Origin of the sequence: Pedococcus cremeus (genome assembly GCF_900111375.1) — a bacterium.
Classification (GTDB): Bacteria; Actinomycetota; Actinomycetes; order Actinomycetales; family Dermatophilaceae; genus Pedococcus_A; species Pedococcus_A cremeus.
Genome location: NZ_FOHB01000004.1, coordinates 333,595 through 357,158 on the forward strand (window position 1 = coordinate 333,595; position 23,564 = coordinate 357,158).

Consider the following 23,564-nt stretch of genomic DNA (forward strand, 5'->3'; position numbering starts at 1 on the left):
GCGCCGGCCCGGCGCAGACGCGCCGGGCCGGCATACCCGTGGTGTGGACGCCCGGAGGGCGTGCAGGTCAGGCGCGCCCGTGGGCGGCCCGGCTGCGGCGGCTGAGGGAGTCGACGGTCACGGCGAGCAGCAGCACGCCACCGGTGACCATGTAGCGGATCGAGCTGTCGAGGTTGAGCAGGCTCAGGCCGCTCGAGATCGACTGGATGACGATGATGCCCAGCAGCGCGGAGTAGGCCGAGCCGCGGCCGCCGAAGAGGCTGGTGCCGCCGATGACCGCGGCGGCGATCGCGTTGAGGTTGGTGTCGCCACCACCGCTGCTCTGGTTGGCGGCTGCGAGCCGGCCCGCCGCGAGCAGGCCGCCGATCGCCGCGAAGGTGGAGCAGAGCGCGAAGACCGAGAGGTAGATGCCCTTGACGTTGATGCCGGCGCGGCGCGCGGCCTCGACGTTGCCGCCGACCGCCATGACCGAACGGCCCCAGCCCGTGCGACGGATCGCGAAGTCCATCACCACGACGAGCGCCACGAACAGCAGGAACATCACCGAGACACCGCGGTCGCGGTTGAGGACGTAGGTCGGCACGAGCAGCACCACCGCGAGCACCAGCGCCCGCAGCCCGATCATGACGTTCGGCGTGGTGGACAGTCCGGCGGCGGCGCGCTGGCTGTTCACGCGCAGCCGCGTCAGGACGTACAGCGCGACGGCGAGCAGCGCGACGACGTAGGAGACCGCCAGGGGCAGGAACGTCTGCTGGGCGAACTTCACGAGACCCGAGTCGAAGGGGATGTTGATGGTCCCCTCCTTGCCCAGCACGTAAAGCTGGAGGCCGAGGACGGCGAGCAGTCCCGCCAGGGTGATCACGAAGCTGGGCACCCCGAACCGGGTGAACAGGGCGCCGTACGCGAGGCCGATCACCATCCCCGCCACGATGGCGACGACGATCGCCACCACGCTCGGCCAGCCCTGGTTGACCATGCCCACGGCCAGGATCGCCGACGACAGGCCGCTGACCGAGCCGACCGAGAGGTCGATCTCGCCGAGCAGCAGCACCAGCACGATGCCGATGGCGATGGTGCCGACCGCCGCGCTCTGCAGCGTGAGGTTGACCAGGTTGCGGCTGGAGAGGAAGGAGTCGTTGAGCGCCTGGAAGACGCCCCAGATGATGACCAGGCCGATCACGACCGGCAGCGAGCCGAGGTCGCCGCTCTTGAGCCGCGAGAGGAAGGCGCCAGCCCAGCCGCGCACGCCCTGCTGGGCGATGAGCCGCTCGTCCTGGAGGTCGGCCGGCAGCGCGGCGGTGGTGTCCTGCGGCGCGTTGGGGGTGGCGGTGCTCATGACTGCTCTTCCTTCTGGACCCGGCGGGAGGCCCGCTCGGAGACGGCGTTGGTCGTCGCGCCGGTGATGGCCGCGATGATCTCCTGCGTGCTGGTCTGGCTGACGTGGAAGGTGCCGTTGTTGCGCCCGAGCCGCAGCACGTGCACGCGGTCGGCGACCGCCATGACGTCGGACATGTTGTGGCTGATGAGGATCACGCCGTGGCCGTTGTCGCGCAGGCGCTCCACGAGGTTGAGCACCTCGGCGGTCTGGGCCACGCCGAGCGCCGCGGTCGGCTCGTCGAGCATGACGACCTTGGGGTCGCCGAGCAGGGAGCGGGCGATGGCCACCGTCTGGCGCTGCCCCCCGGAGAGGCTGGCCACCGGAATGCGCACCGAGGGGATCTTGGCGCTGAGCTGGCGCAGCAGGCGCCACGACTCCTGCTCCATGCGCACCTCGTCGAGGGCGCGGCCCCGGTACAGCTCACGGCCCAGGAAGAGGTTGCCGACGACGTCGAGGTTGTCGCACAGCGCGAGGTCCTGGAAGACGGTGGCGATGCCGAGGCGCTGCGCCTCGGCCGGCGTGGAGACGGAGGTGGTCCGGCCGTCGAAGGTCATGGTGCCCTCGTCGGGCGTGTAGACGCCGGCGATGGTCTTGACGAGGGTGGACTTGCCGGCGCCGTTGTCGCCGACCAGCGCCACCACCTCCCCCGCGTTGACGTCGAAGTCGATGTCCTTGAGGGCCTGCACCGCGCCGAAGCGCTTGGAGACCCCCTTGAGCGACAGCACGGCGGTGGTCGCGGGGGCGGCGGTGGCGGTCATCTGTGTCCTCTGCTGTGCGGTCGGGCCCACGGGCCCGGGGTGGTGCGTATGCCGGGTGCGTCCGCGGGCGGGTGGCTCACCCACCCGCCCGCGGACGCGTTGGGTCAGCTCAGGCCTGCAGCCGAGCACGCCTTCGCGAACGTACCGGAGCAGATGTCCTCGACCTTGTAGAAGCCGTCCTTGACGACGGTGTCCTTGACCTTGTCCTTCGTCACGGCGATCGGGTCGAGGATCGTCGACGCGACGCCCTTGACGTCCTTCGTCGACTCGGGCTTCTTCTTGTTCGCCAACGCCAGGGCGGCCTTGGCGGCCGCCTCGGCCTCGGGCTTGATCGGCTTGTAGATCGTCATCGACTGGTCGCCGGCGATGATCCGCTGGATGGCAGCCAGCTCGGCGTCCTGGCCGGTCACCGGGGGAAGCGGGGTGACGCCGCCACCCTTGAGGGCGGTGATGGCGCCACCGGCGGTGCCGTCGTTGGCAGCGTAGACGCCGACGAGGCCCGACTTGACCGCGGTGATCTGGCTCTCCATCCACTGCTGGGCCTTGTCGGGGCTCCAGTCCGGGGTGTCGTACTCGGCCGCGACCTTGTAGCCGCTGCCGTCGATGACGCTGTGCGCGCCCTTCTTGAAGTCGGCGGCGTTCGGGTCGGTGGGCGAGCCGTTGATCATGACGAGGTTGCCCGAGGACTTGCCGCCCTTCTTGAGGAGGTCGACCAGCGTCTGGGCCTGCAGCTTGCCGACGGTCTCGTTGTCGAAGGAGACGTAGTAGTCGGCGCCGTCGATGAAGCGGTCGTAGGCGACGACCGGCACGCCCTGGCTCTTGGCGTTGTTGACGACCGCGGCAGCGGCCTTGCCGTCGACCGGGTCGAGGACGAGGACTTTGGCGCCCTGGGTCAGCGCGGCCTCCGCCTGCTGCTGCTGCTTCGAGGCGTCCTGGTCGGCGTTGCTGTAGATGATCGTGCAGTCGGAGCAGGAGGCCTTGATCGCCGACTCGAAGAGCGGGCGGTCGAAGCTCTCGTAGCGGGTGGTCTTGGACTCGGGCAGCAGCAGGGCGATCTTCTTGGCGCCGCCCCCGCCGCCGCTCCCGGTGTCCTTGCCGCTGCCAGAGGCCGCGCCGCCGCCACCACACGCGGCGAGGCTGGCCATGCCGAGGCCGGCCACGAGGGCGGCGCCGGCGAGACGGGTGAAACGAGTGGTCATGCTGAGCTCCCGAAGTGTCTTCGCCGGCAACCCCGTTGGTGCGGCTCCGCTGAGTGTGGCGGCGGTGAACTCTTGGCGTCAAGAGTTGAATTCAAGAAGTTGATCCAATTGCGATCTCGGCGCCCGGGGGGCGTCACGTCGGAGCGGCCAGGGCGGCGGTCAGCCCCTCCGCCGCCGCGTGGCGCTCCTCGGCCACGGCGATGGCACCCACCACGTCGGCGTCGGTGTCGAGCTGGGGCGGGCGCAGGCTCACCGACGCGGCCGCGCTCGGGATGGCGCACCGCTCGAGCGAGGCGAGCATGGGGGCGGTGATGACCTCGCCGACCCGGGACAGCAGCCCACCGAGGACGATGACCTCGGGGTTGACCAGGTTGACGAGGCCGGCCACGGCCACGCCGAGGTGGCGCCCGGCGTCGGAGAGGACCCGCCGGCAGCCGGGGTCGCCGTCGAGCGCCCGGGCGACGACCTCTCGCAGGCTCAGGGCGCCGTGCGTCGGGGTGAGCGCGTCGAGCAGGGCCCGCGAGCCGATGAAGGTCTCGAGGCAGCCCCGGTTGCCGCAGCGGCAGACGGGGCCGTTCTCGTCGATGGTGAGGTGGCCGATCTCCCCCGCGGTACCCGCGCTCCCCCTGAACAGCTCACCCCCGAGGATCAGCCCGGCACCGACGCCGTAGGAGAGCTTGATGTAGACACCGTGCTCGATGCCTTGCAGCGCACCGCATTTCAGCTCGCCGAGCGCCGCGAGGTTGGCCGTGTTGTCCAGCACCACCGGTGCACGGAGGTGGCCCTCCATCTCGCTCGCCACCGCGACGCCGCGCCAGCCGGGGAGGATCCCCTCGGACCCGACCTGGCCCGACACGCTGTCCACCGGGGCGGGGAGCCCGAGGCAGACGGCCTTGACGTCGGGCATGGACTTGCCGACCTTCTCGACAAGGTCGTGCACCAGGCGGGCAGCTCGTTCCATGCCCTCGTCGGCCGGGTGGTCGGCCGGCAGCGGCATCCGCTGGCTGGCGAGCACGTCCCGCGGTCCGGTGCCGATCGCGACGCGCACGTCGCGGTCGCCGAACGCGATGCCCGCGAGCAGGGTGTTGCCGGTCGCCAGGGAGACCAGCACGGCCCGCCGGCCGTTGCGGATGCTCGGCGCGAGCTCGACGGCACCCGAGGCGTCGAGCTCCTTGACCATGTTGCTGACGGTCGCCGGGCTGAGGCCGGTCTGCCCGGCGATCTCGACCTGGGTCATCGCCCCCTGCACGCGCAGGGCGTCGAGGACCCGCAGGCGGTTGGACTCGCGCAGTGACGCCTGAGACCCGGGCGCCGGCTGTCCTGAGTTCACGGCCCAAAGATAAGGGGTCGGACGGCCGATGGGTAGGAGCCGACCCGACCGGTTTCGCCTCCCGGTCGGGCCGCTCCCTGCGTTCACCGGGTGGACGCGCCCATCGGCCCGTCCACCACCACGGTCTGCCCGTCCAGGGCGTCGGCGGACTCGGCACCAGCCATGACCGGTCGGCGGCGCGCCAGCAGCTCGGCTGCCGCCAGCACCACCAGGCCCGCGGCCGACAGTGCCGCACCGACCCACAGGGTGGAGGTGTACCCGAGTCCGGCCGTGATGGTGAGGCCACCGAGCCAGGCACCCGAGGCGTTGCCCACGTTGAAGGCCGCGATGTTGGCGCCCGACGCCAGCGTCGGGGCCTGCCCGGCATACCGCATGATGCGCATCTGCAGGCCCGGCACGGTCGCGAAGCCGAACGCCCCCATGAGCACCAGCGCGGCGACGGTGGCCGGCTTCGAGGAGGCGGTGACGGCGAAGAGGCCCATCACGACGGCGAGGGCGCCGAGCACGACGGCGAGGGTGCGGGGCACCGAGCGGTCGGCGGCCCGGCCGCCGAGGTGGTTGCCGGCGAAGAGGCCGACCCCGAAGAGGACGAGCAGCCACGGCACCGCGCCCGCGGCGAAGCCGGTGACCTCGGTGAGGGTGTAGGCGATGTAGGTGAAGGCGCCGAACATGCCGCCGAAGCCGAGCACCGTGACGGCGAGCGAGAGCCAGACCTGCGGCTCCCTGAAGGCGGAGAGCTCACGGCGCAGGCCGCCCTCGGAGGTGTCGCCCGGCTGGTCGGGGACGAGCACCGCCATGCCGACCAGCGCGAGCACGCCGACCGCCGTGATCGCCCAGAAGGTGGAGCGCCAGCCGAGCTGCTGGCCCAGGAAGGTCCCGAACGGGACGCCGAGCACGTTGGCCGTCGTGAGGCCGGCGAACATGGTGGCGATGGCCCCGGCCCGGCGCTCGGGGGCCACGAGGTTGGCCGCGACGACCGAGCCGATGCCGAAGAAGGCCCCGTGGGTGAGCGCGGCGAGCACGCGGCCGGTGAGCATCACGGCATACGTCGGCGCCAGGGCGGAGACCAGGTTGCCGGCGATGAACAGCACCATGAGCGCGGTGAGGACGTGCTTGCGGTTGAGGCGGGTGACGGCCGCCGTCAGGCCGACCGCCCCCACGGCCACGCTGAGGGCGTAACCGGAGATGAGCCAGCCGGCGGCCGCCTCGTCGACGGAGAAGTCGCGGGCCACGTCGGGCAGCAGGCCGGCGATGACGAACTCCGTCAGGCCGATGCCGAAGCCGCCCGTGGCGAGGGCGAGAAGTGCGAGAGGCATGGGGGTGCCTTTCCAGAGGAGACAGTGTCGTGTCGGCGCCGATAGAGTGCGTGTGCAACTAACAGCGCATGCAGCAAAGTAGTTGCATACGCGTGTAATTGCAAAGGCGGTATGCTGGGTGTCCAGACCAGTCAACGCGCCGGGAGGAGACCAGCCGTGGGCATCGCCGACGACGCCGTGGAGGTGCGCGCCTCCGGCTGGCGCACCCTGGCCGCCCTGCACGGGCTCATCGAGACCGCCCTCGAGCGCGAGCTGCAGACCGGCCACGAGCTGTCGGTCGTGGAGTACACCGTGCTCGACGCCCTCTCGCGACAGGACGGCTGGCACATGCGCATGGCCCAGCTGGCGCGTGCGGCGGCGCTGAGCAGCAGCGCGACGACCCGGCTGGTGAACCGCCTCGAGGACCGCGGCCTGCTGCGCCGCATCCTGTGCGAGGACGACCGCCGGGGGATCTACACCGAGCTCACGCCCGCCGGCTCCAAGACCCTCGACCGGGCCCGCCCGACCCACGACCGGGTGCTGGAGTCCGCACTGCAGGAGGCAGCCGAGGTGCCCGAGCTGGCCCCCCTCGTAGCGGCGCTGACAGCACTGCCCGCGGCCACGCGCTGACGGCCGTCCGGCCCCGCCCGCCGGGCCCGCCCCGGGACCGACACCAGGCCCCGGCGAGCAGGGGGATCAACCGGGGCCTGGTGGGTTCGGGGACACACACCCAGGGGTATGGGTGCTCGGGTGGTCACATCATGACGGGTGCAGGCCCATTCCGTCACCACAGCGGAACAACGGGTCGTCGTAACCCGGGACGTCCTCGCCGTGCCGGCGCACCTGCTCCATCGACCGCGGGAGGTCGAAGGGCAGTCGGCCGCGCGGCTCGACCGTGCCCGTGAGTCCGTCGACCAGGGCGTCGTCACAGGTGCCGTAGCTGCCCACCAGGGCCGAGGCCAGGGGCAGCAGCGGGGTGAGCACCGCCGGTCGGTCGAGCACCACGTCGACCACCAAGGGGCAGCACGCGGCGATGCGTGCCAGGCGCGCCACGAGCCCGGGCGGGAAGTCGAGCGAGCCCTGGTGGAACCACGACTCGAGGAAGAGGTCGGACCGCGGCTCGAACGGCGCCGGCACCCGCACCACTGCCACGTCGGCGTCCTCCGGGCGGTCGACCCGCGTCCCCAGCCTCGCCACCGCCTCGGGCGAGACGTTCTCGGCGTAGACGCGGCGGCCGCGCTCCAGCGGCAGCACCGGCGGGCGCTGCCCACCGTTCTGCAGCACGGTCACCGACGCCGCCTGCGCGGCATACCCCTCGTCGCGGAAGTCCTGCCGTCCCACCGTCTCGACGGCGAGGTCCTCGTCGACGTACGGGTTGTCGAACAGCCCGAGCCGGAACTTCACCGCGAGGATCCGGCGGGCCGAGGCGTCGATGCGCTCCTCGGTGACCCGGCCCTGCGCCACGAGGTCGAGCAGGATGTCGACGCACTCCTCGCCGCCGAACTGGTCGGCGCCCGCCTCGAGGATCAGCTCCATGCGCCCGTGCGGGTCGAGGTGCTCGACGCCCCACGCACGCGCCGGCAGCACCTGGTCGCCGACGTGGTTGTCGTTGACGAGCTCCCAGTCGGTGACGACCACACCGTCGTAGCCCAGCTTCTCGCGCAGGAGGCCGGTGACGACCTGCCGGTTGTAGCCGAAGCCGACCTCCTCGATCTTCTCGCCGTCGACCTCCAGCCCTACCGGCATGCCGTAGTAGGGCATGATCCCCGCGGTGCCGGCCTCGATGATCGCCGGGAACGGCTTGAGGTGGTCGCCGAACCGTCCACCGGGGTAGACCTGCTCGCGCCCGTAGGGGAAGTGGGCGTCCTCGCCGTCCTTCTGCGGGCCGCCACCGGGGAAGTGCTTGCTGGTGCAGGCGACGCTCTCGGACCCGAGCTCCCCCTTCTGGAATCCCTTGAGGTAGGCCACTCCCAGCTCGGTCACGACGTCGGGGTCCTGGCCGAAGGTGCCGGCCTGCCGCGCCCACCGGGGCTCGGTGGCGAGGTCGAGCGTGGGGTGCAGGGCGGCCCGGATGCCGACCGCGACGTACTCCTGCCGGGCGACGTCGGCGAACCGGTGCACGAGCTCGGGGTCACGAAGCGCGGCCAGCCCCAGCGGCTCCGGCCACTGCGAGAACGCCTTGGCGCTGAAGGAGACCCCCGCGTTCTCGATGAACGCGTGGCGCGGGTCCGTGGAGACCGTGACCGGTATGCCGTGCGGCGTCTGCTCGGCCAGCGCCTGGAGGGCGTTGTGCCAGCGGGCGGCCATGCGCGGGTCGTCGAGGGCGTGGACGTTGAAGTGGGTGAGGTGCTTGTCGAGGACCACCACGGAGGTCGGCGACTTGCTGATCCTGCCGGGCCCCTCGAGCACGGTGCCGTCCTCGCCCGCCTCGATGACGGTCTGGAACATCAGCCCCGCCTTCTCCGGCAGCGACAGCCGCGAGAGCAGGTCGTCGACCCGGTCCTCCACGGGCAGGCGCGGGTCCTCGAACGGGTCCATCCGCCCGTTCTTGTTGAGGTCGCGGAACTCCACGCCCTCGGGACTGGTGAGCTTGACCGGCTCCATCAGGCGATCCCCGCCCCGAACTCCTCCATCCCGATCACGGGCCGCAGGGCCCGTTCGACCTCGCCGGTGCTGAAGGCACGCCGGAGCACGTTGTCGGCCGCCACGTTGCCGATGGCGCCCATGACCATCGCCTGGTCCAGCGACAGGTAGCGCTGTGCCACCTGGCCCGACTTCACGGCCACGGCATCGTAGAAACCGCCGGGGCCATAGCCGTTGAGGTCTCGCTGGATCCGCGACAGGTTGTCGTACGCCTGGGACGGTTCGTGCATCATCGCCAGGAACGCGGCGTGGGGTGTGACCACGCCGTTCTTGAAAACCGGGTTCGGGTTGGTCGCCTCGCGGCACTCCCCGAAACCCACGTCGGGGTTGGTCTTCTCCTGGTCGGAGAAGTAGCCCTCCGGGTTCATGCCGAGCAGGTCGACGCCGTACTCGCGGTACCCACCGGCGGGGTCGCTCGCAGGGGAGAACCCCCAGTAGCCGTAGCCTGCCTCGGCCATGCCGTGCTCCCGCTGGGCACGCACGTGCAGGGGGTGGTTCCGGCCCCAGGAACGCGGGGCCCAGACCTCCTCCGGGACGAAGACGTTGGGCATGAGCTCCTCGAACATCGAGCCTCCCCACCCGGGGACGATGTGCATGCCCCGGTAGGTGTAGGCGCCCTCGTAGACCTCGATGCCCAGATACGTGCGAGTCTCGCCCACCGGCTGCATCTCGTGCCAGCTCCAGTCACAGGTGGCAGGGAAGGTCCGCCACGAGGCGAAGTAGTGCTTCGCCGGCACCTGCCCGGTCATGATGCCGAGGTAGGAGGTGATCCTGGTCTCCGAGACGATGGTGTCGTAGTGGTGCGTGGTGAGCCAGACGTCCGGCGCGTCGATGTGGCTTCCGCGGTAGACGCCGCCGGGACGGTCGTGGTCGTAGGGGAAGAACCCTCCATGCATCAGTCCGCCCGGGCGTGGGCCGTCCGGGTCGTAGAAGGCATCCCACCGCATGCGGTCGAACAGCTCCGCGGCGAGGTCGGCAGCGCCGGGCACGGAGTTCCGCACCACCCACAGAGCCGCGCCCAGCCAGCCGTTGTCAACGCTGGAGACGAAGGGGTACACGGTGGTGCCCGTCACAGGCCACTTCCGCAGCGCCTCGCCGCTGGCCTCGTCGTACCAGTTGTAGTACATCCCGCTGGGCTCGTGGTGCTCCATGCCCAGCAGCGTGCGCAGGGTCTGCTCGACGCGCCGCTGGCACTCGCCGGGGGTGATGATCCGCAGCTCCCGCGCGACGACGGCCGACCAGAGGTAGCCCCCGATGTTGGTCGGCGACGTGTAGCCACTGCGTGTGGACAGGTCACCGGTGATGTTGTCGGCGGGCAGCCCCGTTGCCGGGTGGGTCATCGCCACCAGCGACCGCCAGGTGTCCTCGGCCCAGCGGGTGAGGGTGGCGCGGTCGACTCCAGGAGGCAGGACGCCCGGCTTGCGCGGGCCGATCCCCGTGTCGGCCAGCGCCTGCGGAGCGGCGGTGGCGGCGACGACTGCGGCAAGTCCCCCGGCCAGCACTGCTCGGCGTGTTGCGGGCGTGCTCAAGATGCTGTCGGACATGGTTCGCTTTCCGTTCGTCTCGATCGGTTCACTTGATGCCGGTGGTGGCGATGCCCTCGATGAAGCGGCGCTGGAAGATCAGGAAGACCAGCAGGACGGGCGCGAGGACGACTGTCGACCCGGCGAGGAGCAGCCCGTACTGCGTGCTGTTCTGGCCGACGCTGTAGAGCGCCAACGCAACGGGAAGGGTGTAGTGGTCCTCGGTCTGGGCGACGACAAGAGGCCAGAGGAAGTTGTTCCAGCTGCCGAGGAAGGTGAGGATGCCCAGGGTGGCCAGCGCCGGCCCGGCGAGTGGCAGGAAGATCTGGGCGAAGATCCGCAGCTCGCCCGCCCCGTCGACGCGCCCGGCGTCGAGCAGGTCGCGTGGCAGCCCGAGGAAGAACTGCCGCATGAGGAACACCCCGAAGGGTGTGACCAGGAACGGCAGGATCAGCCCCGGCAACGAGTTGATCAGGCCGGCGTTGGCGACGAGCACGAACAGCGGCACGAAGGTGACGACACCGGGGATCATCAGCGTGGCCATCACCACGGCGAAGAGAGGCCGCTTGCCCGGGAACTCCAGCAGCGCCAAGGCGTAGCCGAGCATCGAGCAGAACAGCAGGTTCCCCGCCACCACCACGACCGCGACGATGATCGAGTTCGTGAAGTACGTGGTGAAGTCCAGCCGGGAGAAGAGCTGGCGGTAGTTGTCCAACGAGGCGCTCTCCGGCAACCACGTGGGCGGTACCTGCCGCAGCTCGCCCTCGCTCTTGAAGCTGCCCAGGACCATCCACACGAAGGGTGCGATGACGGCGACGACAGCGACGGTGAGCACGGCATACAGCCAGAGGTGGCCCTTGCGCTTGGTGATCATCGTCGATCCTCAGGTGTTCTCGCGCAGCAGCCGGAACTGGAGGGCAGTGACCACCGCGATGACGACGAAGATGATGTAGCTCATCGCCGCGGCATAGCCGTAGTTGCCGAACCCGAACTGCTGGTACGTGTACATGGACATCGAGAGAGTGCTGTCGAGCGGACCGCCACGGGTCATGACGAAGGGCTCCTCGAAGAACTGCAGGTAGCCGATCGCGGTTGTCACCGAGACGAAGAGCAACGTGGGCCGCAGCAGGGGAAGCGTGATGTGCCGGAACCGCTGAAGCGCGTTGGCGCCGTCGATCGCCGCTGCCTCGTGCAGTGACCACGGGACGCTCTGCAGACCGGCGAGGAAGATGATCATCCCCGTGCCGAAGTTGCGCCAGGAGGCCAGCATGATGAGGGCCGGCATGGACCAGTTCGGGTCGCCCAGCCAGTTGGGTCCGTCGATGCCGAACCAGCCGAGCACCGTGTTGAACAGGCCGTAGTCGGGCTGGAGCAGGAAGCGCCACACCACCGCGACCGCCACGATCGAGGTGATGACCGGGGTGTAGAACCCCAACCGGAAGACCGAGCGGAACTTCGTGATGCCCTTGTCGAGCGCGAGAGCCGCGGCCAGCGCCATCGTGAGGGTGAGGGGCACCCCCACCAGCACGAAGTAGGCCGTGTTGCCCGCGGACGTCAGGAACTTGGCGTCACCGAAGGCACGCGTGAAGTTGTCCAGGCCGACGAAGGCCACCGCGAACGGCGTCCGCAGGTCACGGGACCGGGTGTCCGTGAAGCTCATGAAGAGCGACTGGACCACTGGCCACAGCGTGAAGGTCAGGAACAACAGGCTGAACGGCAGGGCGAGGAGCCATGCTGCCCGCCCCTCCCGCAGGCCGGACTTGCGGGCCGGCCTGCGGGGCGGTGGTTCAGCACCCTGGGACGCGGCGCGCCGGGTGGTCGTGGCGGTCATGGCTCTACTGGCCGGTTCCGATGGACTCGGCCTGGCTCTGCACCGTCTTCAGCGCAGCAGCCGGGTCGGCGCCCGTCTTGGTGACCTTCTCCATCTCGGTGTCGAAGGACGTGATGACCTGCTCCCACGTCGGGAAGGACGGCGGTGCCTTGGCGGTCTCGAGCTGCTTGCCGAACTCGGCCAGCTTCTTGTCCTGCTGCAGCGCCGGGTCGTCCCAGGCGGACTTCACCGAGGGAAGGTCGGTGGAGAGCTTGTACCACTTGACCTGGACGTCGGGCTTGGAGAGCCACTCGACGAACTTCCAGGCGCTGTCGCGGTTCTTGGTGTTCTTGAAGACGGCGAGGTCAGAGCCGCCGACGAACGACGAGGACGTCTTCTTGACCGGCATCTTCATGACGCCGTACTTGTCCTTGAATCCGGCGCCGCCGACCTTCTCGACCGCCGACATCTCCCAGGGGCCGGAGATGAACATCGGGACCTTGCCGCTGACGAAGTCCGGCTCGGTGGTCGGCGTGGCCGGAGCCGCCTTGTCCGAGATGCCGTCGGTGAAGTAGCTCTGGTAGTACTTCACGGCCTCCAGCATCTCGGGGGTGTTGAAGTTGTAGGCCTTGCCGCCGTCCTTGGTGAGCTCGGCGCCGTTGGACCACGCGAACGGCATGACCGACTGCCAGGAGCCGGTGCCGCCCGCCTGGAGGCCGATCCCCCACTTGGCGCCGGCCTTGTCCTGCATCGCCTTGGCCATCGACTTCAGGCCCGCCCAGTCGGTGGGCGGTGAGGTGATGCCCGCCTTCTCGGCGAGGTCGGTGCGGTAGTAGACCAGCCGGGTCTCGACGTACCACGGGACACCGTAGGAGGTGCCGCCGACCTCGGTCGTGCCCCACGCCCCCGGGAAGTAGGCGTCCTTCTTGATCGCCGGCGGTGTCGCGTCGAGCGCCCCCAGGCCGGCGAACTCGCCCATCCAGGTGGTGCCGACCATCGCGACGTCCGGTGTCTGGTTGGCGGTGATGGCCGTCGTGAACTTGTCGTGGGCTGCATCCCAGGGGATGGCAGTGACGTTGACCTTGACCCCCGGGTTGGCAGCCTCGAACTCCTTGGCGAGCTCGGGCAGCTTCTCGCCCTCGGCTCCCATGGCCCACACCGTGATGGAGCCGGTCGCCTTTCCGTCGCTGACGGTCTTGCCCTGCGTGGCGGCGGTGGCGGCGCCGCTGTCACGCCCGCAGGAGGAGAGGGCGAGGGCTGTGGTCGTCAGCGTGACGACGACGATGGCGGAGGTGCGTTTCATGCGGGTTCTCTTTCCTTGCGAGGGCGGTGAAGGTGGTGCTCTAGGCGGTTGTCCTCTTGGACGAGGCTTTCCTGACGGGCCTTCCGGTCGTCCGGCCGGAGGGTTTCGCGCTAGCGGTGGCCGGCTTTGCGTCCGGCGCTGCAGCGCACCCGCAGGAGCCCCGCAGCACGAGCTGGGTCGGGAGGATCTCCAGTCCTTCGCGCGCGGGCGCGCCGGCGATGCGCTCGTGGAGCCTGTCGGCGGCGAGCCTGCCCAGCTCCTTGACCGGCTGGCGCACCGTGGTCAGGCCCGGACGGACGTAGCGGGCGGCCATGACGTCGTCCCAGCCGACAACAGCCACGTCCTCGGGCACGCGCACGCCACCGTCCTGCAACCGGCTCATGATCGACAGGGCGAGCTCGTCGTTCGCGCACACGAACGCATCTGCCTCGACGTCGCCCCCGAGCACGCGGTCGGCGAACGACGCGCCGTCCGCCTCGCGGAACGGAATCCGCACCGGGTCGGGCGTGGGCTCCCCCTCGTGAGCGGCCACGAAACCCTCATAGCGATCGGCGACGTCCGGCGCACTGGCAGGATCGCCCACGAACAGCAGCCTGCGGCGGCCGTGACCGAGCAGGTGCGCCGTCAGCTCCCTGGCGCCCTGGTGGTTCTCGGCGCCTATCGCCTCGATCCCGGGCTGCGGGTGGCCGGCGATGACGAGGACGGGCTTCTTGCCGTGCAGCCCCTGGGCCACCATGTCGGTGACGCAGAGCGAGCCGAGCATGACCAGGCCGTCGACCCGCGTGGCCAGGCGGCGCACGTCGCGGGCGACGTCTCGCTTGCCGTCGGCGAGCAGCAGCACCACGCTCTGGCCGAGCTCGGCGGCTCGGGTCTCGAAGCCGATGAGCAGCTCGGAGTAGTAGGGGCCGGCGAGCTCGGGAAGCACCAGTCCGTGCGCCTCGTGGTGGCGGACCGCCAGGCTCCGCGCCGCGCCGAGGGGCACGTAGTTGAGCTCCTTCGCGGCGGCCAGCACCTTCTGCCGGGTCTTGTCCGACACCCCCCCGGAGCCCTGCATCACCCGGGAGACCGAGGCGATGGAGACGCCGGCGAGCTCGGCGACGGAGTAGATCGTCGCTCCGGGGTCACGCTGCCGGTCTTTTGCCATGCCCTCGCCATCATCCTTGAAAGCGCTTACAAGTGCTGGTTGTCGAGTGTGCCCACTTCTGTCCGGGTGACGCAACCCCTTGTGGCGCACTTTTTTCCCGGATCCGCCCCCGCAGGCGTGACGGACGTGCTAGTGCGAGGTGGCCAGCACCGCCAGCTGGAGCCGCAGGGCCAGCCGGGTCTCGGGGTCGCTGAGGTCGGTGCCCTCGAGCTCGGGGAGGGCCGTGATGCGCCCCATCCGGTAGCGGAGGGTGTTGGGGTGCACGTGCAGCAAACGGGCCGCCAGCGCAGGCTCGCCCGGGTGGTCCAGCCAGGCCGCGAGTGTGGCCAGGTAACCGGTGCCGCGCTCGGCGTCGTGGCGCCGCAGCGCCTCGACCGGACCCAGCAGGGCTCCCTCGCGCAGCGCCGCCGCCGCCCGCTCCACCGTCACCGCGGCCCAGAGCTCCTCGATGCCGGCGACCGGCAGGCGGCCGCGCGAGCGCTCCGCCTCCGCCGCCTCTGCCCGGGCCCGGGCGAGCTCACCGGCGCTGTATGCCGCGTGGCCGGCTGCCGCCGTGAGCCCCAGGCCCTCGCTCGCCGCCTCCTCCACGACCGTCCGCAGCCACACCCAGGTGCCGGGCACGGCACCGTCGGCGCGGAGCACGGCATACACGCGGCCGTCGAGCGTCGCGAGCAGCGGCTGGTGCCAGGAGTGGCGGCGGCACACCGACTCCCACAGGTCGAGGACGTTCTCGGGCGAGGCGTCGGCGGGACCACCGAGGCAGACGACGCGCCACGGCCCCTCCGGCAGCCAGTCGTCGGCGCCGGAGGAGGTGCCGCTCAGCGCCACACGCAGTCGGTCGGCCGTCAGCCTCCGGCCGAGGTCGGCCTGGGCGCGCAGCCGCAGCAGGTGCAGCGCGACCAACGACGCCGTGCGGGTCACCTCGCTCACCACCTCGGCGGGCGGGCGCTCCTCGACCAGGGCCCACACCGAGCCGAGCCACTCGCCGCCGGCCCGCACCGGGACCACCAGGCGCGGCAGCGTGCCGCTGGGGTCGGCCGGCACGAAGACGGGTTCGGAGGACCGAGCCAGGCGGCGGAAGACCCCACGGGCGCGCAGGCTGGCGAGGACCTCCTCCGGCACCCGCCGGCCGACGATGGTCGACACCCGCGCCGGGTCGGTGACGTCCTGCCGGGAGGAGTAGGCGAGCACCCGCGAGTGCGGGTCCTCGATGGTGACCGGGGCGTCGACGACGGCGGCGATGGCGTCGGCGAGCGCGAAGAGGTCGTCGTGCACCGGGGCCTCGGCCCGGCCGGGCCCGACGGCGCTGGCGGCGCGGTCGAGGACGCCGCGCAGGAGCCAGACGGTGTGGGCCCAGGAGGCGTGGTCGGCCAGCTCGAGCAGCGGCAGGCGACGGCGCTGGGCGAGGTCGCGCAGCGTGCGCCGCCGGGCCAGCGCCCGCCGCAGCACCAGGCCGCCGGCGCCGGCATCGGCGGCGGCGCGCAGCAGGTCGGCCGCCGCCTCGACCCGGTCGACCCCCACCCCGAGCACGAGGTCGCCCCGCTGGCCGACGACCCCCTGGCCGGGCTCGGCGAGGGTGAGGTCGTCCACCTCCGCCCCGGGCACGTCGACCGCGAGGCTCAGGAGGCCGCCGCCGAGGGAGGCGGCGAGGTCGGCGACACTGATCACGGGACCATGGTCGCATGGAGGTTGTTCCCCGGGCACAACCAGACCCGCATTGTCTGTCGCCCCAGCACAGTGGCTTCCGCACGAGCCGGCTTCACGATGGAGGGCATGGCTGCCGCACCCGTCACCGCATCCGGTCTCCCCGCCCCCCGCCGCGTCGCCGTCGTCGGCGCCGGCATGGTGGGCCTGTCCACCGCCTGGTTCCTCCAGGAGCACGGAGTCGAGGTGACCGTGCTCGACCGCGAGGGCGTGGCCGCCGGCTCGTCGTGGGGCAACGCCGGCTGGCTCACGCCGGGCATCGCCACGCCGCTGCCCGAGCCGGCCGTGCTGAAGTACGGGCTGCGCGCCGTGCTGAGCCCCTCCTCGCCGGTCTACGTGCCGCCGAGCGCCAACCCCGACTTCCTCCGCTTCGTCGCCGGCTTCACCCGCCACAGCACGATGAAGGCCTGGAAGACGGCCATGGGCTCGCTCGTGCCGGTCAACGACCTGTCGCTGGAGAGCTTCGACCTGCTGCGCGACGGCGGCGTGCAGGCGCCGACCCACGAGACGCAGTCCTTCCTCGCGGCCTACCGCACCGCCGACGAGCGCCGCACCCTCCTCGAGGAGATCGAGCACATCCACTCGGCCGGGCAGTCGATCGAGTTCGACGTGCTCACCGGCGAGGAGGCCCGCGCCATCGAGCCGTCGCTCTCCGACGAGATCGGTGCGGCGATCCGCCTGCGCGACCAGCGGTTCATCAACCCCGGGGCCTACGTGCACGCGCTCGCCGACTCGGTGCGCGACCGTGGCGGCAAGGTCCTCAGCGGCGCCACCGTCGTCGACCTGGTCGAGACCGGCACCGGTGTCGACGTCGTCACCGCCGAGGGCAGCCGCGAGTCGTTCGACTCGGTCGTGCTGGCCACCGGCGCATGGCTCGGCAGGCTCGCCCGCCGGTTCGGCGTGCGGCGCGTCGTGCAGGCCGGTCGCGGTTACAGCTTCAGCGTCGCCGTCGACCACGTGCCCGACGGCCCGGTCTACTTCCCGGCCCAGCGGGTGGCCTGCACGCCGATCGGCGACCGCCTTCGCGTGGCGGGGATGATGGAGTTCCGCAAGCCCGAGGCCGCCCTCGACCAGCGCCGCATCCGGGCGATCACCGACGCGGCCCGCCCGCTGCTGCGGGGCGCCGACCTCGACAACCGCCAGGACGAGTGGGTCGGCTCGCGCCCCTGCACCGCCGACGGCCTGCCGCTCATCGGCGCCACCCGCTCCAGCCGGGTGTTCGCCGCCGGCGGACACGGCATGTGGGGCATCACCCTCGGGCCGGTCACCGGCCGGCTGCTCGCCGAGCAGATGGTGACGGGCAGGCGCATCCCGCAGCTCGCCCCCTTCGACCCGATGCGCTGAGCCTCCCGCCGGCCTGAACGTCCGCCGCCCCGCACGCCAACCCCCGGTGTGCGGGGCGGCGGCGTTCCGACCCCTCGGTCCGCGCGGCACACCCCTGGCCAGGTGGTGACCGAGGTCGCCCCGGGCGGAGTCTGGTGGGTCACACCTGGCCGCCGTCGGTTCCGGGCGGGCGTAGCGTGAAATGGTGCCAACGGAGCAGCGCTCCGGCCCCCATGACGTCCGTCGTTCGCGTCGCAAGGGGGTGCTTCGCAACCCGGTGAGCTACCACGAGGGCGAGGCCGCAGCCCTGGCCGAGGCCATGCGCATCGTGGCGACAGCCGGCCCCGTGGAGGCCTTCACCGCGCTGCACGAGGCGCTGGCGCTCTGGACCCACCGGGCCAACAGCCTCTCGGCCTCCCCCAGCCCCGCCGTTCGCGCCTACCACCAGGGCGGGCGCGACGCGCTGCAGGCGTTCCTCGACGCCCAGCAGCACGACGCCGAGCAGCGGCACCTGCCGCACGGCTGAGCGGGCGGGCGCACTCCCCTCCACCTCCGGTTGGAAATACCCATGGGGGTATGTACTGTTGTCGACGACAGCCCTCGGACAACCGATCTTGGAGAGTCATGCGCGAGATCACCATCGAGCAGTTCGCCGCCGCCCAGGAGGACGACGCCGCCTTCGTCCTCGATGTGCGTGAAGGCCTGGAGTACGTGCAGGGACACGTGCCGGGCGCCGTCCTGATCCCCATGTCGCAGCTGGCCAACCGCGTCGCCGAGGTGCCGTGCGACCGTCAGGTCCACGTGATCTGCCGCAGCGGCAACCGCAGCGCCTCGATGACCACGTTCCTGGAGCGTGCCGGCGTCGACGCGGTCAACGTGGCAGGTGGCACCGACGCGTGGGCCCGCTCCGGCCGGCCGCTGGTGACCGGCCGCGACCCGCGCTGACAGCCCCCAGACCTCCCCGACTCGCTTCTGCCCCAACGCCTTCCATCCCGACGTTCCCCGGAAAGGAACCCCTTCATGGCCGTGACCATCCTCCCCGTCGAGACGCCCTCGCTGGGTGACCGCAGCTACCTCGTCCACGACGGCGAGGTCGCCTTCGTGGTCGACCCGCAGCGCGACACCGACCGGATGACCGACCTCGCCGCGAGCTGTGGCGTGCGGATCACGCACGTCTTCGAGACGCACATCCACAACGACTACGTCACCGGCGGCCTCGCGCTGGCCAAGGAGACCGGGGCGGCCTACCACGTCAACGCCGACGACGAGGTCTCCTTCGAGCACGACCCGGTGCGCGACGGCGACGTCGTCGAGGTGAGCGACGCCCTGCGCGTGCGGGTGGTGCACACCCCCGGCCACACCTTCACCCACCTGTCCTACGTGCTCGAGGGCGAGACCCCGGCGGTGTTCTCCGGCGGCTCGCTGCTGTTCGGCTCCACCGGCCGCCCCGACCTGCTCGGGCCGGAGCACACCGACGCCCTGGCCCGGCACCAGCACGCCTCCGCGCACAAGCTGGCCGACCAGCTCGCCGACGAGACCCAGGTCATGCCGACGCACGGCTTCGGCTCCTTCTGCTCCGCCACCCAGTCGGAGTCCACGTCGTCGACGATCGGCCAGGAGCGCAGGAGCAACCCCGCCCTCACCAAGGACGAGGAGGCCTACGTCGCAGAGATCGTCGCCGGCCTCGACGCCTACCCCGCCTACTACGTGCACATGGGGCCGGCCAACGCCTCGGGCCCGTCGGGCGCCGACCTGGACGCCCCGGAGCTCGCCGACAAGGAGGAGCTGCTCAAGCGCCTCGAGGCCGGCGAGTGGCTGGTCGACCTGCGCACCCGCACCGCCTTCGCCGCGGGCCACGCACCGGGCACCCTGAACTTCGGCATCGACGGCCAGTTCGCCACCTACCTGGGCTGGCTCATCCCGTGGGGCACCCCGGTGACGCTGCTGGGCGAGAACGCCGAGCAGGTCGCCGAGGCCCAACGCGAGATGGTGCGCATCGGCATCGACCACCCCGCGGCTGCCGCCACGGGCAAGCCGGAGGAGTGGACCGACGAGCCGCTCGGCTCCTTCGAGCGCGCCACCTTCGCCGACCTCTCCCAGGTGCGCCACCACCGGCCGGTGCAGGTGCTCGACGTGCGCCGCGGCCAGGAGTTCGAGGAGTCGCACATCGAGGGCGCGGTCAACGTGCCGATCCACGAGATCCTCCAGCGCCTCGACGAGGTCCCGGCCGGTGAGGTCTGGGTGCACTGCGCCGGCGGCTACCGGGCCTCGATCGTGGCGAGCATCCTGGCCGCGAACGGCCACCGCGTCGTGGCCGTCGACGACTCCTACGGCGAGCACGCCGAGGAGTCCGGCCTTCCGATCGTCAAGGCCGCCTGACCTTCCGACCCCACCCCCCATTGGTCGTGGGCGCGGCGCCGTTCCCCCGGGCGCCGCGCCCACGGCATACCGAAAGGAACCCATGACCACCGTCTCCACCATGCCCGCCCGCCTCGACGTCGCGACCCTGCGCGAGTGGCTGGACAGTGCCGACTCACCGCGCCTGCTCGACGTGCGGACCCCGGCCGAGTTCGGCACCGCCCACATCCCCGGCTCCTACAACGTCCCGCTCGACCTGCTCAAGGAGCACCGCGAGGAGCTGCGTCGCCACCTCGAGGACGACGTCGTGCTGGTATGCCGTTCGGGCAACCGGGCGGGACAGGCCGAGTCGCTGCTCGCGGCGGCCGGGCTGCCGAACCTGCACGTCCTCGACGGCGGGGTCCTGGCGTGGGAGAAGGCCGGTGCCCCGCTGCGTCGGGGTGCCGAGAAGTGGGCGCTGGAGCGCCAGGTGCGCCTGGTGGCCGGCGGCATCGTGGCAACCGGTGTCGTCACGAGCGTCGTCTTCCCGCCCGCCAAGTGGGTGGCCGGTGCGATCGGTGCCGGACTGGTGGGTGCCGCGCTGACCGACTCCTGCCTCATGGGCCAGCTGCTGTCGAAGCTGCCCTACAACCGCGACGCCAGCTGCGACCTGCAGTCGGTGCTGCGCGAGCTCGAGGACTGACCTGACCGGAACACTGGTCGGGAATATACCCCAAGGGGTATCCTGTTGACGCAGGCGAAGCGCTCCGGCGCACCACCGACCTGAAAGGACGCCAGCCATGGCCACCCGTGCCCTCACCAAGGACACCTTCATGAACACCGTCCAGGACGAAAGCATCGTGCTCGTCGACTTCTGGGCGGCCTGGTGCGGCCCGTGCCGCATGTTCGCTCCCGTCTTCGAGAAGGCGTCGGAGAACCACGAGGACATCGTCTTCGCCAAGGTCGACACCGAGGCCGAGCCCGAGCTCGCCGGTGCCCTGCAGATCTCCTCCATCCCCACGCTGATGGCCTTCCGTGACGGCATCCTCGTCTTCGCCCAGCCCGGCGCCCTGCCCGCCGCGGCGCTCGAGGACGTGATCAGCCAGGTCAGCGCCCTCGACATGGACGAGGTGCGCAAGCAGGTCGCCGCCCAGGCGAGCTGACACCCCCAGACGTGCGGCGTGGCCCGCGGATCCCCCTCCCACCGGGCCGCGCCGCACAACCCTCCACCTCCCCCACCCGACGCGACCCGAGGAGGTCCGCATGGAGACGGCCACCACCGCCGAGATGCACTCAGTGCTGAACCGGCTCAAGCGTGCCCAGGGCCAGCTCGGCGGCGTGGTGCGGATGATCGAGGAGGGCCGCGACTGCGCCGACGTCGTCACCCAGCTCTCGGCCGTGCACCGGGCGCTCGGACGAGCCGGCTTCGACGTCATCGCCCTCAACATGCGCGAGTGCCTGGCGGCCCCCGACGCGGAGCGGACGCTCGACATCGACGAGCTCCGCCGCCTCTTCCTGTCGCTGGCCTGAGCGGCCCGGTCGCCGGGTCGCCCACCACCAGAGCAGGCCGGCCCCGCCCACCGGGATCTCCAGCCCGACGGTGATGGCGCGGTAGACCACCACTCCCGCGGCCGACGTGACCGGCTCGGCTCCCAGCGCCACCAGCAGCCCCGTCATGCCGACCTCCACCAAACCCGTCGCACCGGGCGTGACGACCGCCATCGAGAGGATCCGCTCGACGGCGAAGGCCGCGAAGACGACCGGCAGCCCCGGCGCCGTGCCGATGAGGGCCAGGCAGAGCCAGAGCAGCAGTGCCTGGAAGAGCGCGTAGGCGATCTTGCCCACGGTGAGCCGACCCCACGCCGTGGTGAGGAGGTCGGCACTGTCGCGCCGCACCCGAACGGCCCACGCGGCATACCCACCGCTTTGGGGCAGCGGCCGGCCGAGCGCCCGCACGACCCGGTCGGCGACGCCACCGAGGGCGCGGGCACCGCGGTCACCCGCCATGAGTCCCCGCACGCCCAGCACGGCGAGCAGGAGCAGTCCGCCGCCCACGAGGGCCGCCTGCGACAGCACGCCCCCTCCGTCGATGCCCGCGAACGCGAGCCAGCACAGGGCCACTCCGGGCAGCACGAGCTTGGCCAGCGTGTCCCAGACGTTGGTGAGCAGGGCCCAGCGGGCGAACGACACGGAGCTGAAGCCCCACGAGCGGCTCATGGTCCAGTTCGCGACCGTGCCGGCGGCACCCCCGAAGGGCAGCAGGTTCGACACCGAGCTGCCGGTGAGGTTGAGGAACAGCGCCCGGGCGCTGCTCAGGCCGGGCATGGCGGCCGTCAGGGCGAGCGTGTGCACCCACAGGCCGGCGAGCCAGACCACCGCGAGGAGGATGAGCTGCCACGGGCCGAGGGCGGCCACCGCTGTGCCGATCTCCTGCCAGCCGACCCCACCCGCCCGGGGCAGCGCCCACACCAGGGCGGCGGCAGCGACCCCCAGTGACAGGACGCCCTTGACGAACCGGCTCAGGGGCGGCGCAGCGGTGTGCATGCCTTCGAGTCTGCGGACGCGGAGCCCCCTCGACATCGGGGCTCATACCTAGATCGACCCGGGGTCGGGCCTCAGGTTCCTCAGGGGCGCCTCAGGGTTGGGTAGGGCCTCAGGGTCTCGGGTGTGGGCTCAGGGTCTCGGGTGGCTCAGGGTGCGGGCGCGGTCGACGCCTTGGCCCGGCGCCGGCTGCGGCGGGTGCGGATGAGCCACCACAGCAGGGCGGTGCCACCGAAGGGGATCTCGAGGCCGATGATGAAGGCGCGGTAGAGCAGGACGCTCGCCGCGGCGATGGCCGGGTCGACACCGAACCACACCAGCGTGCCGGTCATGCCGATCTCCACGACCCCGGTGGCGCCCGGGGTGATCACGGCCAGTGACAGCACCCGCTCGGCGGCGAAGGCCGCGAACACGACCGGGGGCGAGGCGTCGCCGCCGAGCCAGGTGACGCACAGCCAGAGCAGGAACGCCTGGCTCGCGGCGTACGCCGCCTTGCCGACCGTCAGGCGACCCCAGGCGTGGGCGACGAGGTCGGCGAGGTCGCGCCGGAACCCGACCGCGTCGTCGGCGAAGTGCTCCTCGCGCAGGCGGCGCAGGTGCAGCGAGCGCACGAGCGTGTCGAGGAGGCGGCCGATGACCTTCATGCCGACGTCGCGGTGGAGCATGAACCAGGTGAGCGCGACGAGCAGCCCCAGGGTCACGACCCCGGCCACGGCCGCGCTCACGAGGGCGTCCGGCGAGGTCGCGTCGGCCGCCACCAGCCACAGCACGGCGAGGGCGGGCACGATGAGCTTGCCGAGCGTGTCCCAGATGTTCGTGGCGACCGCCCAGCGGAGGAACGCCGACGTGCTGAACCCCCACACCCGGGCGGTGGAGTAGTTCAGGACCGTGCCCGCCGCACCACCGAGGGGCAGGATGTTGGAGACGGCGCTGCCCGTCTGGTTCAGGAACCACGCCCGCGGGCTGCTCAGCCCGGGCAGGGCGGCGCACAGCGCGATGGTGTGGATCCACAGGCCGAACTGCCACACGAGCCCCAGCACCACGACCTGCCAAGGGCTGAGCTCTGAGAAGACGGACCCGATCGCCGACCAGTCCTCGCCCGCCACCAGGGGCAGCCCCCAGATGAGCAGGGCCGCGCCGAGGGCGATCGAGGCGATGACCTCCACCACCCGCCACCAGTCCCGGTGCTCGGCGACCGGCCCGTGCGGCGCATCACGGGCTGCCGGACGCACAGCCGGACCGGGGGCCATAACCGCAGTCTCACGCCTCCACGGGC

At 71.4% G+C, this 23,564-nt stretch carries 21 protein-coding genes and 1 pseudogene; 8 read left to right on the forward strand and 14 right to left on the reverse strand.

Features of this window, described 5'->3' with window-relative positions:
• Positions 1–67 precede the first annotated feature (67 nt).
• The 5 genes from BMW78_RS10090 to BMW78_RS10110 form a co-directional block, all read right to left on the reverse strand.
• Entirely contained in the window at positions 68–1,336 is a 1,269-nt protein-coding gene (locus BMW78_RS10090; protein WP_091758856.1) for a sugar ABC transporter permease, read from the reverse strand.
• Entirely contained in the window at positions 1,333–2,136 is an 804-nt protein-coding gene (locus tag BMW78_RS10095; RefSeq protein WP_091758858.1) for an ATP-binding cassette domain-containing protein, read from the reverse strand. Before BMW78_RS10095 ends, BMW78_RS10090 begins: the two co-directional genes overlap by 4 nt.
• A 104-nt stretch (positions 2,137–2,240) precedes the next feature.
• Complete coding sequence (locus BMW78_RS10100) at positions 2,241–3,335, reverse strand: ABC transporter substrate-binding protein (RefSeq protein WP_245735771.1); 1,095 nt, start codon at positions 3,333–3,335, stop codon at positions 2,241–2,243.
• Between the two features lie 133 nt (positions 3,336–3,468).
• Positions 3,469–4,665 (reverse strand): ROK family transcriptional regulator, encoded by a 1,197-nt coding sequence (locus BMW78_RS10105; protein ID WP_091758860.1) that lies wholly within the window; start codon positions 4,663–4,665, stop codon positions 3,469–3,471.
• An 83-nt stretch (positions 4,666–4,748) separates the two neighbouring features.
• Positions 4,749–5,981 carry an MFS transporter gene (locus BMW78_RS10110; RefSeq protein ID WP_091758862.1) on the reverse strand — a complete coding sequence of 411 codons (1,233 nt, stop codon included), beginning with the start codon at positions 5,979–5,981 and terminating at the stop codon, positions 4,749–4,751.
• Positions 5,982–6,137: 156 nt separating this feature from the next.
• Here BMW78_RS10110 and BMW78_RS10115 point away from each other — a divergent pair, with 156 nt between their 5' ends.
• Positions 6,138–6,590 (forward strand): MarR family winged helix-turn-helix transcriptional regulator, encoded by a 453-nt coding sequence (locus tag BMW78_RS10115; RefSeq protein ID WP_091758864.1) that lies wholly within the window; start codon positions 6,138–6,140, stop codon positions 6,588–6,590.
• Between the two features lie 129 nt (positions 6,591–6,719).
• On the opposite strand, the gene BMW78_RS10120 is transcribed toward BMW78_RS10115, so the two are convergent.
• From BMW78_RS10120 to BMW78_RS10150, 7 genes are all read right to left on the reverse strand, one after another.
• Positions 6,720–8,564, reverse strand: a complete 1,845-nt coding sequence (locus BMW78_RS10120) for a glycoside hydrolase family 3 protein (protein WP_091758866.1) — start codon at positions 8,562–8,564, stop codon at positions 6,720–6,722.
• Positions 8,564–10,147 carry a glucoamylase family protein gene (locus tag BMW78_RS10125; RefSeq protein WP_091758868.1) on the reverse strand — a complete coding sequence of 528 codons (1,584 nt, stop codon included), beginning with the start codon at positions 10,145–10,147 and terminating at the stop codon, positions 8,564–8,566. The genes BMW78_RS10120 and BMW78_RS10125 overlap by 1 nt, the downstream gene beginning before the upstream one ends.
• 28 nt (positions 10,148–10,175) lie before the next feature.
• On the reverse strand, positions 10,176–11,000 hold the full coding sequence (locus BMW78_RS10130; RefSeq protein WP_091758870.1) for a carbohydrate ABC transporter permease: 825 nt from the start codon (positions 10,998–11,000) through the stop codon (positions 10,176–10,178).
• Positions 11,001–11,009: 9 nt separating this feature from the next.
• Complete coding sequence (locus BMW78_RS10135) at positions 11,010–11,957, reverse strand: carbohydrate ABC transporter permease (protein WP_091758871.1); 948 nt, start codon at positions 11,955–11,957, stop codon at positions 11,010–11,012.
• 4 nt (positions 11,958–11,961) lie between these two features.
• The gene (locus BMW78_RS10140) at positions 11,962–13,239 is read right to left on the reverse strand and encodes a sugar ABC transporter substrate-binding protein (protein ID WP_091758873.1); all 1,278 of its coding nucleotides are present in this window, start codon (positions 13,237–13,239) and stop codon (positions 11,962–11,964) included.
• 40 nt (positions 13,240–13,279) lie between these two features.
• On the reverse strand, positions 13,280–14,383 hold the full coding sequence (locus BMW78_RS10145; protein ID WP_091758875.1) for a LacI family DNA-binding transcriptional regulator: 1,104 nt from the start codon (positions 14,381–14,383) through the stop codon (positions 13,280–13,282).
• Between the two features lie 129 nt (positions 14,384–14,512).
• The gene (locus BMW78_RS10150; protein WP_091758877.1) at positions 14,513–16,051 is read right to left on the reverse strand and encodes a PucR family transcriptional regulator; all 1,539 of its coding nucleotides are present in this window, start codon (positions 16,049–16,051) and stop codon (positions 14,513–14,515) included.
• 105 nt (positions 16,052–16,156) lie between these two features.
• Between BMW78_RS10150 and BMW78_RS10155 the strand changes: the two genes are divergently transcribed.
• From BMW78_RS10155 to BMW78_RS20795, 7 genes are all read left to right on the forward strand, one after another.
• Positions 16,157–17,431 carry an NAD(P)/FAD-dependent oxidoreductase gene (locus tag BMW78_RS10155; RefSeq protein ID WP_091759182.1) on the forward strand — a complete coding sequence of 425 codons (1,275 nt, stop codon included), beginning with the start codon at positions 16,157–16,159 and terminating at the stop codon, positions 17,429–17,431.
• Positions 17,432–17,615: 184 nt separating this feature from the next.
• The gene (locus tag BMW78_RS10160) at positions 17,616–17,936 is read left to right on the forward strand and encodes a hypothetical protein (RefSeq protein WP_143056208.1); all 321 of its coding nucleotides are present in this window, start codon (positions 17,616–17,618) and stop codon (positions 17,934–17,936) included.
• Positions 17,937–18,034: 98 nt separating this feature from the next.
• The gene (locus tag BMW78_RS10165; protein ID WP_091758881.1) at positions 18,035–18,355 is read left to right on the forward strand and encodes a rhodanese-like domain-containing protein; all 321 of its coding nucleotides are present in this window, start codon (positions 18,035–18,037) and stop codon (positions 18,353–18,355) included.
• A gap of 75 nt (positions 18,356–18,430) precedes the next feature.
• Positions 18,431–19,789, forward strand: a complete 1,359-nt coding sequence (locus tag BMW78_RS10170) for an MBL fold metallo-hydrolase (RefSeq protein WP_091758883.1) — start codon at positions 18,431–18,433, stop codon at positions 19,787–19,789.
• Between the two features lie 82 nt (positions 19,790–19,871).
• Entirely contained in the window at positions 19,872–20,450 is a 579-nt protein-coding gene (locus BMW78_RS10175) for a rhodanese-like domain-containing protein (RefSeq protein ID WP_091758885.1), read from the forward strand.
• A 97-nt stretch (positions 20,451–20,547) separates the two neighbouring features.
• Positions 20,548–20,910 (forward strand): thioredoxin, encoded by a 363-nt coding sequence (gene trxA, locus BMW78_RS10180; RefSeq protein ID WP_091758887.1) that lies wholly within the window; start codon positions 20,548–20,550, stop codon positions 20,908–20,910.
• 100 nt (positions 20,911–21,010) lie between these two features.
• Complete coding sequence (locus BMW78_RS20795; protein WP_160145230.1) at positions 21,011–21,277, forward strand: metal-sensitive transcriptional regulator; 267 nt, start codon at positions 21,011–21,013, stop codon at positions 21,275–21,277.
• Positions 21,278–21,349: 72 nt separating this feature from the next.
• On the opposite strand, the pseudogene BMW78_RS21190 reads toward BMW78_RS20795, so the two are convergent.
• Both BMW78_RS21190 and BMW78_RS10190 read right to left on the reverse strand, forming a co-directional pair.
• Positions 21,350–22,327 (reverse strand): annotated as a pseudogene (locus BMW78_RS21190) (lysylphosphatidylglycerol synthase domain-containing protein); the annotation flags it as partial.
• A gap of 110 nt (positions 22,328–22,437) precedes the next feature.
• Complete coding sequence (locus BMW78_RS10190) at positions 22,438–23,538, reverse strand: lysylphosphatidylglycerol synthase transmembrane domain-containing protein (RefSeq protein WP_091758891.1); 1,101 nt, start codon at positions 23,536–23,538, stop codon at positions 22,438–22,440.
• Positions 23,539–23,564 lie beyond the last annotated feature (26 nt).